This window comes from Pseudomonas fluorescens (assembly GCF_902497995.1).
GTDB classification, from domain to species: Bacteria; Pseudomonadota; Gammaproteobacteria; order Pseudomonadales; family Pseudomonadaceae; genus Aquipseudomonas; species Aquipseudomonas fluorescens_BK.
On sequence record NZ_CABVII010000043.1, the window covers coordinates 1 to 14,728 of the forward strand.

Annotated in this window: 13 protein-coding genes; 10 read left to right on the forward strand and 3 right to left on the reverse strand. The window is 60.3% G+C overall.

The features are described 5' to 3' along the window. From F8N80_RS31820 to rpmE, 3 genes are all read right to left on the reverse strand, one after another. On the reverse strand, positions 1 to 80 hold an 80-nt coding region (locus F8N80_RS31820; protein WP_224790775.1), incomplete at its 3' end, for a hypothetical protein. Between the two features lie 182 nt (positions 81 to 262). After that, positions 263 to 1,063: a thermonuclease family protein gene (locus F8N80_RS29935; RefSeq protein ID WP_150785280.1), complete on the reverse strand. Its 801-nt coding sequence runs from the start codon at positions 1,061 to 1,063 to the stop codon at positions 263 to 265. 14 nt (positions 1,064 to 1,077) lie between these two features. Further along, a complete protein-coding gene (gene rpmE / locus F8N80_RS29940; RefSeq protein WP_028621753.1) occupies positions 1,078 to 1,311 on the reverse strand; it encodes a 50S ribosomal protein L31 in 234 nt (77 codons plus the stop codon). Positions 1,312 to 1,628: 317 nt separating this feature from the next. On the opposite strand from rpmE, the gene F8N80_RS29945 reads away from it, so the two are divergent. The 10 genes from F8N80_RS29945 (at position 1,629) to F8N80_RS30000 (ending at position 14,701) form a co-directional block, all read left to right on the forward strand. Further along, positions 1,629 to 3,848 (forward strand): primosomal protein N', encoded by a 2,220-nt coding sequence (locus tag F8N80_RS29945; RefSeq protein WP_150785281.1) that lies wholly within the window; start codon positions 1,629 to 1,631, stop codon positions 3,846 to 3,848. A 238-nt stretch (positions 3,849 to 4,086) separates the two neighbouring features. Further along, positions 4,087 to 5,823: an arginine--tRNA ligase gene (gene argS / locus F8N80_RS29950; protein WP_150785282.1), complete on the forward strand. Its 1,737-nt coding sequence runs from the start codon at positions 4,087 to 4,089 to the stop codon at positions 5,821 to 5,823. Position 5,824: 1 nt separating this feature from the next. Further along, positions 5,825 to 6,532, forward strand: a complete 708-nt coding sequence (locus tag F8N80_RS29955) for an SPOR domain-containing protein (RefSeq protein ID WP_150744941.1) — start codon at positions 5,825 to 5,827, stop codon at positions 6,530 to 6,532. A gap of 255 nt (positions 6,533 to 6,787) precedes the next feature. Next, a complete protein-coding gene (gene hslV / locus F8N80_RS29960) occupies positions 6,788 to 7,318 on the forward strand; it encodes an ATP-dependent protease subunit HslV (protein WP_150744940.1) in 531 nt (176 codons plus the stop codon). Between the two features lie 55 nt (positions 7,319 to 7,373). After that, entirely contained in the window at positions 7,374 to 8,711 is a 1,338-nt protein-coding gene (hslU, locus tag F8N80_RS29965) for an ATP-dependent protease ATPase subunit HslU (RefSeq protein ID WP_150744939.1), read from the forward strand. 165 nt (positions 8,712 to 8,876) lie between these two features. Next, positions 8,877 to 9,254, forward strand: a complete 378-nt coding sequence (locus F8N80_RS29975) for a gamma-butyrobetaine hydroxylase-like domain-containing protein (protein ID WP_150744938.1) — start codon at positions 8,877 to 8,879, stop codon at positions 9,252 to 9,254. A gap of 258 nt (positions 9,255 to 9,512) precedes the next feature. After that, a complete protein-coding gene (gene phaC / locus F8N80_RS29980; protein ID WP_150744937.1) occupies positions 9,513 to 11,192 on the forward strand; it encodes a class II poly(R)-hydroxyalkanoic acid synthase in 1,680 nt (559 codons plus the stop codon). A gap of 162 nt (positions 11,193 to 11,354) precedes the next feature. Continuing rightward, positions 11,355 to 12,209, forward strand: a complete 855-nt coding sequence (phaZ, locus tag F8N80_RS29990; RefSeq protein ID WP_150744936.1) for a poly(3-hydroxyalkanoate) depolymerase — start codon at positions 11,355 to 11,357, stop codon at positions 12,207 to 12,209. A 129-nt stretch (positions 12,210 to 12,338) separates the two neighbouring features. Further along, entirely contained in the window at positions 12,339 to 14,021 is a 1,683-nt protein-coding gene (gene phaC / locus F8N80_RS29995) for a class II poly(R)-hydroxyalkanoic acid synthase (protein ID WP_150744935.1), read from the forward strand. A 59-nt stretch (positions 14,022 to 14,080) separates the two neighbouring features. Beyond that, on the forward strand, positions 14,081 to 14,701 hold the full coding sequence (locus F8N80_RS30000; RefSeq protein WP_150744934.1) for a TetR/AcrR family transcriptional regulator: 621 nt from the start codon (positions 14,081 to 14,083) through the stop codon (positions 14,699 to 14,701). Positions 14,702 to 14,728 lie beyond the last annotated feature (27 nt).

The window sequence follows — 14,728 nt, forward strand, 5'->3', positions numbered from 1 at the left end:
GCCTTGGTGAGCTCGACACTCAGCTTCCCTGGACGAGGATGGGCGTGATATTCGAGAGCGGCAGTTTTCAAATCTGACATAGGGGCATTCCGCTTTTACGGTTGGACAGACGGATCGCCGAGGATACGCGTGTCGCAAAGTCCCCACAAGACTGACCAGTCACCCCTGTCAAGCGGTCTGCCCTACGACTTTGGGCCAAGAGCCACGGAACACAAGGGATAGACTGTCGACAATTGACAGAAAAAATGTCTACAATTTTTTATCAGGGTACCGCTTGCAGCATCACCGGGTGGGTCAATGGCAATAACCAACGCGCCTGCCCGTCTTTCAGCGCACCACGGCGCGAACGATCCACCACCCAGCCACGCGCCTCGACCTGCTTGCCCTTGAGCCGCTCAAGCGCCGCGACATCGAACTGCCCCAGCAAATTGGGTGCAACGCGTAATACAACTGAATCCTGCAACTCGATCCAAACCCCGCCGCGATTGCGCTGAACCTTGCTTACACGACCGCTGAGCACGGCAAAACCGGACGTGTCGATCTGCTCCGCTTTCACTACAGGTGATTGTCGCCACACGCCAAGCCTGGCCTGACGGGCACTGCGTTCCGCGGCTTGCTGACAGCTGACCAGATCGACATTCGGCGCGACGGCCACTTGGAATCCCAGGCCCTCAGCAAGCATTTGCGCTTCGAGATTGGCGCCATCCGTGCTGTAGAGATGAGCAAGGGTACGACCGTAACTATCCTTGCTTTCTTTGCCTGGCAGCAAAGCGAGCCGTCCGTCGCTGGCCGCAACCAGCGCTTCCAGGCGTTTGCGTGCCGTCACGGCGAATGGCTCGTCGGAACGGCCTTTCTTGCCCAGTTCCGGGGTATTCAAACCGATCATGCGCACACTGCGGCCGTCGCTCAGGCGCAGCGTGTCGCCATCCACCACCCGCTGCACCGCGACCGAGGCCAGACCGTCCGGCGCGGGGCAGAAGGCCTGGGCAGCACAAATCCAAAACGCAGACACAAAAAAGGCGCCCGCAAGGGACGCCTTTTTCATCAGTAAGGTAAAGCCCATGGGGCTTTGCAACCTTACTCTGCAGCAGCAGGAGCCTTGGCTTTGCCAAAAGCACCGAAACGGTCTGCGAAGCGCTGTACACGGCCGCCAGTATCCAGAGTCTTCTGCTTACCGGTGTAGAACGGGTGGCACTCGTTGCATACGTCAGTACCCAGTGGCTTGCACAGGTTCGAACGAGTTTCGAACTTGTTGCCGCAGCTGCAAGTTACTTCGATGGTTTCGTATGCTGGATGGATATCGGCTTTCATGGTGTATTCCTCAGGCTAGCGTGCCGCCACTCAACACCATTGTTGAATACCGCACGTAATTAGGCCGCGGATTCTACCAGAGGTTTCAAATCACGCAAGCTGTCGCTTACACCAGTCGTCTGCTAGGCTCCCGGTCCAAACGCTGATCATCTGCAAGCAAACCTGTGGGAGCGGGCTTGCCCGCGAAAGCGTCCTGACAGGCGATGAAGATGCCGACTGTAAGGGCCTCTTCGCGGGCAAGCCGAATCGTCGCACCGCCGCTCCCACAGGGATTGTGCTCAGCCTTTCTTACTGCCCGCCCAAAGAGATCCCCCCGCGTGCCCGACGCCATACTGCGCCTCGCCCTGCCCTCGCCCCTGCGCCGCCTGTTCGATTACCGTGCCCCGGCCGGCGTCCTGCGCGCCCAGTTGCAGCCGGGCATGCGCCTGCGGGTGCCGTTCGGGCGAAGGGAGATGATTGGGATTCTGGTGGAGGTCACCGACACCAGCGAAGTCCCGGTAGAAAAGCTCAAACCGGCCATCGCCCTGCTCGACGCCACACCACCGCTGCCGCCCGCGCTGTTCAAGCTGTGCCTGTGGACTTCCCAGTATTATCAACACAGCCTCGGCGATACCTTGAGCTGGGCGCTACCGGTGTTGTTGCGCCAGGGCGAACTGGCCGAAGCGCGCCAGGAGCGCTTCTGGTCCGCTGCGCCGGGTGCCAGCCTCGATGACCCACGCATCGCCCGCGCCCCGCGCCAGCGTGAGGCCCTGGCGACCCTGGCCCAGCATCCCCACGGCGTCGCCCATCAGTTGCTGAGCAAACTGATGCTGAGCAAGGACAGCCTCGACCTGTTGCTGGCCAAAGACCTGGTTCAAGTAGAAATCCGCAGGCACGCCCCTGGCGCGCGCCACGAACACTGGCTGGCGCAACCGGAGTTGCCGCTCAATCCCGAGCAGCGGGCCGCTTATGAAGCGATTCGCGCCGGTTTCGACAGTTATCACGCGTTTCTGCTGGCCGGCGTCACCGGCAGCGGCAAGACCGAAGTGTATCTGCAGCTTATCCGCGAAACCCTCGAAGCGGGCAAGCAAGCACTGGTGCTGATCCCGGAGATCAACCTCGGCCCGCAGACCCTGGCGCGCTTCGAGCAGCGCTTCAATGCACGCATCGCACTGATCCACTCGGCGGTCAATGATCGCGAGCGACTGGACGCCTGGCTTGCCGCCCGGGACGGCGAGGCCGATATCATTATCGGCACCCGCTCGGCACTGTTCACCCCGATGAAGAACCCCGGCCTGATCATCATCGACGAAGAGCACGACGGCTCGTATAAACAGCAGGAGGGCCTGCGCTATCACGCTCGCGACCTGGCATTGGTGCGCGCACGCCAGGAAAACATCCCGATCGTGCTCGGTTCCGCCACGCCGTCACTGGAAAGCCTGCACAACGCCTACACCGGCCGGTACGGACTCCTGCGCCTGAATGAGCGCGCCGGTGGTGCCAAGCAACCGCGTTTCCTGCGTCTTGACGTGAAAAGTCGCCCCCTGGACAGCGGCATTTCCGGGCCGATGCAGCAGGCCATCGGTCAGACGCTGGCGGCGGGTCAGCAGGTGCTGGTTTTTCTCAACCGCCGCGGGTTTGCGCCAACGCTGCTGTGTCACGACTGCGGCTGGATGTCCGAGTGCCAACGCTGTGATGCACGGATGACCGTGCACCAGCGCTCCGGCGAGCTGCGCTGCCACCATTGTGGCTACGTCGAACGCGTGCCCCGGCATTGCCCCAAGTGCGGAAAAGTTGACCTGCGCCCGGTAGGTGCCGGCACCGAGCGCGCCGAGGAACGACTGGGGATTTTGTTCCCCGACGTCCCGGTGCTGCGGGTCGACCGCGACAGCACTTCACGCAAGGACGCGATGAACCAGCTGTTCGCCACCATCCAGAAAGGCCAGCCATGCATTCTGGTGGGCACGCAAATGCTTGCCAAAGGGCATCACTTCCCACGGGTGACCCTGGTGTCGATTCTCGATGCCGACGGCGGCCTGTTCTCCGGCGACTTCCGCGCCAGCGAACGCATGGCGCAGTTGATCGTCCAGGTCGCAGGGCGGGCGGGCCGGGCTGAAGAGCCGGGCAAGGTGATCATTCAAACCCACCTTGCAGACCATCCGCTGCTGGTGCAATTGACCGAACAGGGATATTTCGCGTTTGCCGAACAGGCCTTGAGCGAACGTCGCTCGGCGGGACTACCGCCATTTGCGCATTTGGCATTACTACGGGCCGAAGCGCACAAGCCCGGGCAGGCCGAAGGTTTTCTCGATGAAGCGTGCAGCGAGGCCGAGCGTTTGCTGACAGAGCAGAACCTGACCGGCATCGAGCTGCTGGGGCCGGTGCCGGCTCCGATGGAACGGCGGGCCGGGCGTTATCGGGCGCAGTTGTTGTTGCAAGCCTCGGCCCGGGCGCCGCTGCATCGGTTGCTTGCCAGTTGGTTGCTGGTATTGGAGCAGATGCCGAGTGGGCGGGCGGTACGCTGGTCTTTGGATGTGGACCCCGTGGATTTGTATTGATTTTGATATCGCCTTCGCGAGCAAGCCCGCTCGCACAGGGGTAAGTGCCAGACACATAATGTATGAACACCGCAGATCCAGTGTGGGAGCGGGCTTGCTCGCGAAGGGGCCAGAATAGTCACCACATATCCACAACCTGCCCGCTATAGTTGGCAAGCCCGCCTTCGCCACGGATAATGCCCAGTTTTTCCACCAGCGCATCGAAGCGCCGCCGCGCTTGCGGTCGAAAGAGAAGACCATGAAAGACACCATTCGCCAGCTGATCCAACAAGCCATCACCCAACTCGTCAACGAAGGTGTGTTGCCTGAAGGCCTGTCGCCGGCGATTCAGGTGGAAAACTCCCGTGACAAGACCCACGGCGATTTCGCCAGCAATATCGCGATGATGCTGGCCAAGCCGGCCGGCATGAAGCCGCGCGACCTGGCCGAGAAAATCATCGCCGCGCTGCCGGCTGACAAAAACGTCTCCAAAGCCGAAATCGCCGGCCCAGGCTTCCTCAATTTCTTCCAGAACACCCAAGCCCTGGCCACTCGCCTGGATGACGCCCTGGCCGACGATCACATCGGCGTGCGCAAGGCGGGTCCGGCGCAGCGCACCGTGGTCGACCTGTCGGCACCGAACCTGGCCAAAGAGATGCACGTCGGCCACTTGCGTTCGACCATCATCGGCGACGGCGTGGCGCGGGTCCTGGAGTTCCTCGGCGATGAAGTGATCCGCCAGAACCACGTCGGCGATTGGGGCACGCAGTTCGGCATGCTGATGGCGTACCTGCAGGAAAACCCGATCACCAGCGACGAGCTGTCGGACCTGGAAAATTTCTACCGCGCGGCCAAGCAACGTTTCGATGAATCCGCAGAGTTCGCCGATCGCGCCCGCGGCCTGGTGGTCAAACTGCAAGCCGGTGACCCGGACTGCCTGGCGCTGTGGACCAAGTTCAAGGACATCTCGCTGTCCCACTGCCAGAAAATCTACGAACTGCTGAACGTCAAACTGACCATGGCCGACGTGATGGGCGAAAGCGCCTACAACGACGACCTGATCAATGTGGTCAACGACCTCAAGGCCGCCGGCATGCTGGTCGAGAGTAACGGCGCCCAGTGCGTGTTCCTCGACGAATTCAAGAACGCCGACGGCGACCCGCTGCCGGTGATCATCGTCAAGGCCGACGGCGGTTACCTGTATGCCACCACCGACTTGGCGGCGGTGCGTTATCGCAGCGGCAAGCTGAACGCTGATCGCGCGCTGTACTTTGTCGACCAGCGCCAGGCCCTGCACTTTCAGCAAGTGTTCGCCGTGGCACGCAAGGCCGGCTTCGTGACCCATCCGATGGAGATGGAACACATGGGCTTCGGCACCATGAACGGCGCCGATGGCCGTCCGTTCAAGACCCGTGACGGCGGCACCGTGAAACTGATCGACCTGCTGACCGAAGCCCAGGAACGTGCCTACACCCTGGTGAAGGACAAAAACCCGACGCTTGCCGAGGTCGAGTTGCGCAACATTGCCAGGGTCGTGGGCATCGGCGCAGTGAAGTACGCCGATCTGTCCAAGCATCGCACCAGCGACTACAGCTTCAACTTCGACCTGATGCTGAACTTCGAAGGCAACACCGCACCGTACCTGCTGTACGCCTACACCCGCGTGGCCGGGGTGTTCCGCAAACTCGGCAAGGATTTCAGCGAAGTCGAAGGGCAGATCGTCCTCCAGGCGGCACACGAACACGAACTGGCAGCGAAACTGGCGCAGTTCGGTGAAGTGTTGAATAACGTGTCTGATAAAGGTACGCCGCACACTCTGTGCACCTACCTGTACGATGTCGCCGGCCTGTTCTCCAGTTTCTACGAGAACTGCCCGATCCTCGGCGCCGATACCCCGGCGCAAATGCAGAGCCGTCTGCGCCTCGCCGCGCTGACCGGCCGCACACTCAAGCAAGGCCTGGAACTCTTGGGTCTGGAAACTCTGGAGCGTATGTAAGTTGGCTGCCAAGAAAAAACCTGCACCCAAGCGTGGCGCCAGCCGTTACCAAGCTCCTGCAAAGCAACCGATCCCGGGCTGGCTGTGGATGGCCATCGGCCTGACGGTCGGCGCATTCATCGTGTTCCTGATGAAGCTGGAACCGGGCAAGGGCAGCGAAAGCGTCAAGCGCGAGAAAATCGAGCAACAGAAAGCCACCAGGATCGCCGAGGCCAACAAGACCCCGCCGAGCCCGACACAACCGGTGAAGCCGAAATACGACTTCTATACCTTGCTGCCGGAATCGGAAGTGATCGTGCCGCCGGATGCCGTGCCGGAGAAAACCCTGCCGACGCCGCAAGTGCCGGCCATTGCGACCACGCCGGTGACGCCAGAGCAAGCGGCGAAGATCGACACCGCGCGGGCTCAGGCTGCACTGGCCGGGATTACGCCTCCGCCGGCGCCACCGGTGAGCAAAGCCGCCCCGGTGACGAAGTTCTTCCTGCAGGCCGGTTCGTTCCGCAAGGAGGCTGATGCGGACAAGGTTCGGGCGCAGATCATCCTGCTGGGCCAGGCTGTGGCGGTTGAATCCGGCACAGTGAAGGACGAGACCTGGTACCGGGTGTTGGTCGGACCGTTCAGCAACCGCGAGCAGCTGACCACGGCCCAGAAACAACTGGCCGGCAGCGGTTTCAGCAATCTGTTGTTACAACAACGCCAAAGCCGCTGATTTCGTCAGTAGTACCGCGTTATCGTTCTTCGCGGGCAAGCCTCGCTCCTACAGGAATTGTGCCGTTCACCGCATGTGTGAACGACGCTGCCCCGAAGGAGCGAGGCTTGCCCGCGAAGGCGCCCGAACAGCCAACACACCTTTCCCCGCCTCGCACCGCTCGTCCCCTCTCCCTCCCCACAGTTGAAATACGCGCCACCACCCCCATATGAGTTGCCAGAAGGCATTTTCGCCCCACTGCGTGGAGACTCTCCCTTGACCACCATCGTTTCAGTTCGCCGCCACGGCAAAGTCGTCATGGGCGGCGACGGCCAGGTTTCCCTGGGCAATACCGTGATGAAAGGCAACGCGAAGAAAGTTCGCCGCCTGTACCACGGCCAGGTGATCGCCGGCTTTGCCGGCGCCACTGCTGACGCCTTCACCCTTTTTGAGCGTTTCGAAGGCCAGCTCGAGAAACACCAGGGTCATCTGGTTCGCGCCGCCGTCGAACTCGCCAAAGAGTGGCGCACCGACCGCACCCTCAGCCGCCTCGAAGCCATGCTCGCGGTCGCCAACAAAGACGCGTCCCTGATCATTACCGGCAACGGCGACGTGGTCGAACCCGAAGAAGGGCTGATCGCCATGGGTTCAGGTGGTGGTTATGCCCAAGCCGCCGCCAGCGCGCTGCTGAAGAAAACCGATCTGTCCGCCCGGGAAATCGTCGAAACCGCACTCGGCATCGCCGGCGACATCTGTGTATTCACCAACCACACCCTGACCATTGAGGAGCAGGACTGCGCCGAATAAGCCTGTTCAGGCCTTTGTGCCACGGCTCATTCTTGCTTGAGGTCCGCCAAATATTATGTCCATGACTCCCCGTGAAATCGTCCACGAACTCAATCGCCATATCATCGGCCAGGACGATGCCAAGCGCGCCGTCGCCATCGCGCTGCGTAACCGCTGGCGCCGGATGCAGCTGCCTGAAGAGCTGCGCGTTGAAGTAACCCCCAAGAACATCCTGATGATCGGCCCGACCGGCGTCGGTAAAACCGAGATTGCCCGTCGCCTGGCCAAACTGGCTAACGCGCCGTTCATCAAAGTCGAAGCGACCAAGTTCACCGAAGTCGGTTATGTCGGTCGCGACGTCGAATCGATCATTCGTGACCTGGCTGACGCGGCCATCAAACTGCTGCGCGAACAGGAAATGACCAAGGTTCGCCATCGCGCCGAAGACGCCGCCGAAGAACGCATCCTCGACGCCCTGCTGCCACCGGCACGCATGGGTTTCAACGAAGACGCCGCGCCGTCGGCCGACTCCAATACCCGCCAGCTGTTCCGCAAGCGCCTGCGCGAAGGTCAGCTGGACGACAAGGAGATCGAAATCGAAGTCGCCGAAATGACCGGTGTCGATATCTCCGCGCCACCGGGCATGGAAGAGATGACCAACCAGTTGCAAAGCCTGTTCGCCAACATGGGCAAGGGCAAGCGCAAAAACCGCAAGATCAAGGTCAAGGAAGCACTGAAGCTGGTGCGTGACGAAGAAGCCGGTCGCCTGGTCAACGAAGAAGAGTTGAAGGCCAAGGCGCTGGAAGCGGTCGAGCAGCACGGCATCGTGTTCATCGACGAAATCGACAAGGTCGCCAAGCGCGGCAACAGCGGTGGCGTCGACGTGTCCCGTGAGGGCGTACAGCGCGACCTGCTGCCGCTGATCGAAGGCTGCACTGTCAACACCAAACTGGGCATGGTCAAGACCGACCACATCCTGTTCATCGCCTCCGGTGCGTTCCACCTGAGCAAACCGAGCGATCTGGTGCCGGAGCTGCAAGGTCGTCTGCCGATTCGCGTCGAGCTGAAGGCACTGACGCCTGAAGACTTCGAACGCATTCTCAGCGAGCCGCACGCGTCGCTCACCGAGCAGTATTGCGCCTTGCTGAAAACCGAAGGACTGGTCATCGAGTTCCAGCCGGACGGCATCAAGCGTATCGCCGAGATCGCCTGGCAGGTCAACGAGAAGACCGAGAACATCGGCGCCCGTCGCCTGCACACCCTGCTCGAGCGCCTGCTCGAAGAGGTGTCGTTCAGCGCCGGCGACCTGGCCAGCGCCCACGATGAGAAGGCGATACTGATCGACGCCGATTACGTCAACAACCACCTGGGTGAATTGGCGCAGAACGAAGACCTGTCCCGTTATATCCTGTAAGCCATACTTACTGTGGTAGCAGCCCCTGTGGGAGCGGGCTTGCTCGCGAAAGCGGTATAACAGTCAACGATGATGTTGAATGTGATGACCTCTTCGCGAGCAAGCCCGCTCCCACATTTGAACGGTGGCGTTCAATGGGTCGCCCACACAAATGGATTACCGGCCATGACCCAACTCCCCACCGACATCAAACTGCACAAAGCCTCGAAAACCCTGTCGCTGAAATACGCGTCCGGCGAGGAATTTCACCTGCCCGCCGAATTCCTTCGCGTGCACTCTCCCTCCGCCGAGGTCCAGGGCCACGGCAAACCCATCCTGCAATTTGGCAAGATCGGCGTAGGCCTGGCCAAGGTCGAACCGGCCGGTCAGTACGCACTGAAATTGACCTTCGACGACGGCCACGACAGCGGCCTGTTCACCTGGGAATACCTCTACCAGTTGGGCAAGCGCCAAGAGGATCTCTGGAACGATTACCTTGCCGAACTCAAAGCGGCTGGAAAAACCCGCGACCCTAACGAATCCATCGTCAAACTGATGCTCTAGGCCGGGCTTTTTGCTCTTTAGAGGGCATTTTCTAATTTCATCTGTTTGAATGCTCCGCTTCCGGGCCGACGATTGGCCTGCTTGCGAAAAAAATTAAACTCGGGTAACCAATGGAGCTGGCAAGGTCCCTGCAGTGCTCGCTGAACCGAAAAGCAGCGATGCAGAATTAACGGTCACCCGAGCAGTAGTACCTGGCATTGGCTGTGAGACTGCGCAGCTGGCCCCGGGTACTCGTCTCTGCACAATGGAGCGTCGTAGATGAGTAACAAGAATAACGATGACTTGAAGTATCAGGCCTCGGAAAACACCTTGGGTCTGAATCCTGTCGTTGGGTTGCGCGGAAAGGATTTACTGGCTTCTGCTCGGATGGTGCTCAGGCAAGCCATCAAACAACCGATTCACAGTGCCAAGCATGTCGCCCATTTCGGTCGTGAACTCACGACCGTGCTGTTCGGCAAGTCCAAGTTGCAACCGACAAGCGATGACCGTCGCTTCGCGGATCCGGCCTGGAGCCAGAACCCGCTCTACAAACGTTATTTGCAAACTTATCTGGCGTGGCGCAAGGAACTCCACGACTGGATCGACAACAGCAATCTGCCGCCCAATGATGCCAGTCGCGGGCATTTCGTGATCAACCTCATGACCGAAGCCATGGCGCCGACCAACAGCGCGGCCAATCCGGCGGCGGTCAAACGCTTCTTCGAAACCGGCGGCAAAAGCCTGCTCGACGGCCTCTCGCATCTGGCCAAGGATCTGGTGCACAACGGCGGCATGCCGAGCCAGGTCAACATGGGCGCATTTGAAGTCGGCAAAAGCCTGGGCGTTACCGAAGGCGCCGTCGTTTTCCGCAACGACGTGCTGGAGTTGATCCAGTACCGCCCGACCACCGAGCAGGTGTACGAGCGTCCCTTGCTGGTGGTACCGCCGCAGATCAACAAGTTCTACGTGTTCGACCTGAGTCCGGACAAGAGCCTGGCGCGTTTCTGCCTGCGCAATAATGTGCAAACCTTTATCGTCAGCTGGCGCAACCCGACCAAGGAGCAGCGCGAGTGGGGACTGTCGACCTACATCGAGGCGCTCAAGGAAGCGGTCGACGTGGTCACCGCGATCACTGGCAGCAAAGACGTGAACATGCTCGGCGCCTGCTCCGGCGGCATCACCTGCACCGCTCTGCTGGGCCACTACGCGGCGCTTGGCGAGAAAAAGGTCAACGCCCTCACCTTGCTGGTCAGCGTGCTGGATACCACCCTGGACAGCGACGTGGCGTTGTTCGTCAATGAGCAAACCCTCGAAAGCGCCAAGCGCCACTCTTATCAGGCCGGTGTGCTGGAAGGCCGTGACATGGCGAAAGTCTTCGCCTGGATGCGTCCCAATGATCTGATCTGGAACTATTGGGTCAACAACTACCTGCTGGGCAACGAGCCGCCGGTGTTCGACATCCTGTTCTGGAACAACGACACCACACGGTTGCCGGCGGCATTCCACGGCGACCTGATCGAATTGTTCAAAAGCAACCCGTTGATCCGCGCCGATGCACTGGAAGTGTGCGGTACGCCGATCGATCTGAAGCAGGTCACGGTCGACATCTTTTCCCTGGCCGGGACCAACGACCACATTACGCCGTGGAAGTCCTGCTACAAATCGGCGCAACTGTTCGGCGGCAAGGTGGAGTTCGTGCTGTCCAGCAGCGGGCATATCCAGAGCATCCTGAATCCGCCGGGCAATCCGAAATCGCGCTACATGACCAGCATCGAAATGCCGGACAAGGCCGAAGACTGGCAAGAAAACTCCACCAAGCACACTGACTCCTGGTGGCTGCATTGGCAGGCCTGGCAGGCCGAGCGTTCGGGCAAACTGAAAAAGACCCCGGCGAAACTGGGCAACAGGGCCTACCCGGCCGGTGAGGCGGCGCCAGGCACTTACGTGCACGAACGGTAACCAACACACCTCGCCTAAATGTGGGAGCGGGCTTGCTCGCGAAAGCGGTCAATCATTCAATATTGATATCGACTGATCCGACGCCCTCGCGAGCAAGCCCGCTCCCACAAGGGACCGAGGAAGAACTTAGGGATAGCGACCCAACCCCACAGGGCCTGAAGCATGCCGCAACAGTTCATATTTCGTACCATCGACCTGGATGGCCAGACCCTCCGCACGGCGGTACGCCCCGGCAAGCCTCACTTGACGCCCTTGCTGATTTTCAACGGCATCGGCGCCAACCTGGAGCTGTTGTTTCCGTTCGTCGCCGCGCTGGATCCGGACCTGGAAGTCATCGCCTTCGATGTACCCGGTGTCGGCGGCTCGTCGACGCCAAACCTACCGTATCGTTTTCCGGGCCTTGCGAAACTCACGGCGCGGATGCTCGACTATCTCAACTATGGACAGGTCAATGTGATTGGCGTGTCCTGGGGCGGCGCCCTCGCCCAGCAGTTCGCTTACGACTATCCCGAGCGTTGCAAGAAACTCGTTCTGGCAGCCACGGCAGCTGGCGCGGTGATGGTGCCGGGCAAGCCAAAAGTGTTGTGGTTGATGGCCAGCCCGCGGCGTTATATCCAGCCGTCTCATGTGATCCGCATTGCGCCGATGATTTACGGCGGTGCGTTCCGGCGCGATCCAACCCTCGCCGCCAGCCACGCCGCCAAGGTGCGCTCCGCGGGCAAGCTCGGTTACTACTGGCAGTTGTTCGCGGGTCTCGCCTGGACCAGCATTCACTGGCTGCACAAGATCCATCAGCCAACCCTGGTGCTGGCCGGCGACGACGATCCGCTGATCCCGCTGATCAATATGCGCTTGCTGGCGTGGCGGATCCCCAATACTCAGTTGCACATCATCGATGACGGGCATCTGTTCCTGATTACCCGGGCCGAAGCAGTGGCACCGATCATCATGAAATTCCTCGAGGAAGAACGACAGCGCGCGGTCATGCATCCCCATCCGACGCCATTGGGCGGCTAAAGGCCCCGGCTTTTGTTTACGAGAAGGGGGTCGGCAGGGACGCCGCTCCGCGCAACAACCTGCTACAGCGTCTATGGTGTTCTGGTTCGACGTATTTGTTTTAGGCCTGAAGACGAGGAGTGTTGAGTCATGCGCGACAAACCAGCCAGGGATTTTTTACCGACTCCCGCCGCGTTCATCAACGCGCAGAGTGCGATTACCGGCCTGCGTGGTCGGGATCTGTTTTCAACCCTGCGCAGCGTTGCCGCCCATGGTTTGCGCAATCCGGTGCACACCGCCCGACACGCCTTGAAACTGGGTGGCCAATTGGGTCGAGTACTCCTCGGCGCAACCCTGCACCCGACCAATCCGCAGGACAATCGCTTTGCCGACCCCGCATGGAGTCTCAACCCGTTTTATCGCCGCAGCTTGCAGGCTTATCTGAGCTGGCAGAAGCAAGTCAAAAACTGGATCGACGATAGCAACATGAGCCCGGACGATCGTGCCCGCGCCCACTTTGCGTTCGCTTTGCTCAACGACGCCCTGGCTCCGTCCAATAGCTTGCTCAATCCGCTGGCGATCAAGGAGATCTTCAACTCCGGCGGTAACAGTCTGGTGCGCGGTATCAGCCACCTGGTCGACGACATGCTGCACAACGACGGCCTGCCCAGGCAGGTCACCAAACAGGCTTTCGAAGTGGGCAAAACGGTCGCCACCACCACCGGCTCCGTGGTGTTTCGTAATGAGTTGCTGGAGCTGATCCAGTACAAGCCAATGAGCGAAAAACAGTATTCCAAACCATTGCTGGTGGTGCCGCCGCAGATCAACAAGTACTACATTTTCGACCTGAGCCCCCATAACAGCTTCGTCCAGTTTGCGCTGAAGAACGGCCTGCAAACCTTCATGATCAGTTGGCGCAATCCTGATCTGCGCCATCGCGAATGGGGGCTGTCGACCTACGTTCAAGCCGTGGAAGAAGCGATGAACGTTTGTCGGGCGATCACCGGTGCCCGCGAGGTCAACCTGATGGGCGCCTGTGCCGGCGGCCTGACCATCGCCGCCCTGCAAGGTCATTTGCAGGCCAAGCGACAACTGCGCAGGGTATCCAGCGCGACGTACCTGGTGAGCCTGCTCGACAGTCAGTTGGACACACCCGTGACCCTGTTCGCCGATGAGAAAACCCTTGAGGCGGCCAAGCGCCGTTCCTATCAGAAAGGCGTGCTGGACGGTCGAGACATGGCCAAGGTTTTTGCCTGGATGCGCCCCAACGATTTGATCTGGAGTTACTTCGTCAACAACTACCTGTTGGGCAAGGAGCCGCCGGCGTTCGACATTCTCTACTGGAACAACGACAACACGCGCCTGCCAGCGGCTCTCCATGGCGACCTGCTGGACTTCTTCAAGCACAATCCGCTGGGTCATCCGGGCGGCCTTGAAGTGTGCGGTACGCCAATCGACTTGCAGAAAGTCACGGTCGACAGCTTCAGCGTGGCCGGCATGAATGACCACATCACCCCATGGGACGCGGTGTATCGCTCCACCCTGCTGCTGGGTGGCGAGCGACGCTTCATACTCTCCAACAGCGGGCATGTGCAGAGCATTCTCAACCCGCCCTCGAACCCGAAAGCCAATTTCGTCGAAAGCACGAAGCTGAGCAGCGATCCACGGGCCTGGTATTACGACGCCCAGCAAGTCGACGGCAGCTGGTGGACTCAGTGGCTGGGCTGGATTCAGGAGCGCTCAGGTGCACATAAAGAAACCCGGATGACGCTTGGCAACCAGAATTATCCACCGATGGAGGCAGCACCCGGCACCTATGTGCGCGTGCGCTGACGCTCAAAGAGCCACGGCCGGCATTGGCCGTGGCATGACTCGATCATTAAGAAGACTGGATGAAAACCCGCGACCGGATCCTCGAATGTGCCCTGCAGTTGTTCAATCAGAAGGGCGAACCGAACGTCTCCACCATGGAAGTTGCCAATGAAATGGGGATTAGCCCGGGTAATCTTTACTACCACTTCCACGGCAAGGAACCGCTGATTCTCGGGTTGTTCGAGCGCTTCCAGGCTGAGTTGACGCCACTGCTCGATCCGCCCTCCGATGTGGAACTGGCACCGGACGATTACTGGCTGTTTTTGCACCTGATCGTCGAGCGCCTGGCGCACTACCGGTTTCTGTTCCAGGATCTGTCGAACCTGGCCGGGCGCCTGCCGAAGCTGGCCAAGGGCATCCGCAACCTGCTCAACGCGCTCAAGCGCACGCTGGCTTCATTGCTGGCGCGGTTGAAGGCTCAGGGACAGTTGGTCAGCGACACCCAGGCGTTGGGACAGCTGGTGGAGCAGATCACCATGACACTGCTGTTCTCGCTGGACTATCAGCGGATTCTTGATCGTGGGGGTGAGGTGAAGCTGGTGGTGTATCAGATCATGATGCTGGTGGCGCCGCATCTACTGCCGCCGATCAAGGTGGCGACCGAGCAGTTGGCGCTCCAATACCTCGAAGAACACGATTGAAAATGTGGGAGCGGGCTTGCTCCCACA

Bases quoted from the DNA above. Each gene is read 5' to 3' on its own strand.
- phaZ (WP_150744936.1), top strand. From the start codon at position 11,355: ATGCCGCAACAGTTCATATTTCGTACCATCGACCTGGATGGCCAGACC.
- phaC (WP_150744935.1), top strand. From the start codon at position 12,339: ATGCGCGACAAACCAGCCAGGGATTTTTTACCGACTCCCGCCGCGTTC.
- rpmE (WP_028621753.1), bottom strand. From the start codon at position 1,311: ATGAAAGCCGATATCCATCCAGCATACGAAACCATCGAAGTAACTTGC.
- phaC (WP_150744937.1), top strand. From the start codon at position 9,513: ATGAGTAACAAGAATAACGATGACTTGAAGTATCAGGCCTCGGAAAAC.
- hslU (WP_150744939.1), top strand. From the start codon at position 7,374: ATGTCCATGACTCCCCGTGAAATCGTCCACGAACTCAATCGCCATATC.
- F8N80_RS29975 (WP_150744938.1), top strand. From the start codon at position 8,877: ATGACCCAACTCCCCACCGACATCAAACTGCACAAAGCCTCGAAAACC.
- argS (WP_150785282.1), top strand. From the start codon at position 4,087: ATGAAAGACACCATTCGCCAGCTGATCCAACAAGCCATCACCCAACTC.
- F8N80_RS30000 (WP_150744934.1), top strand. From the start codon at position 14,081: ATGAAAACCCGCGACCGGATCCTCGAATGTGCCCTGCAGTTGTTCAAT.
- F8N80_RS29935 (WP_150785280.1), bottom strand. From the start codon at position 1,063: ATGGGCTTTACCTTACTGATGAAAAAGGCGTCCCTTGCGGGCGCCTTT.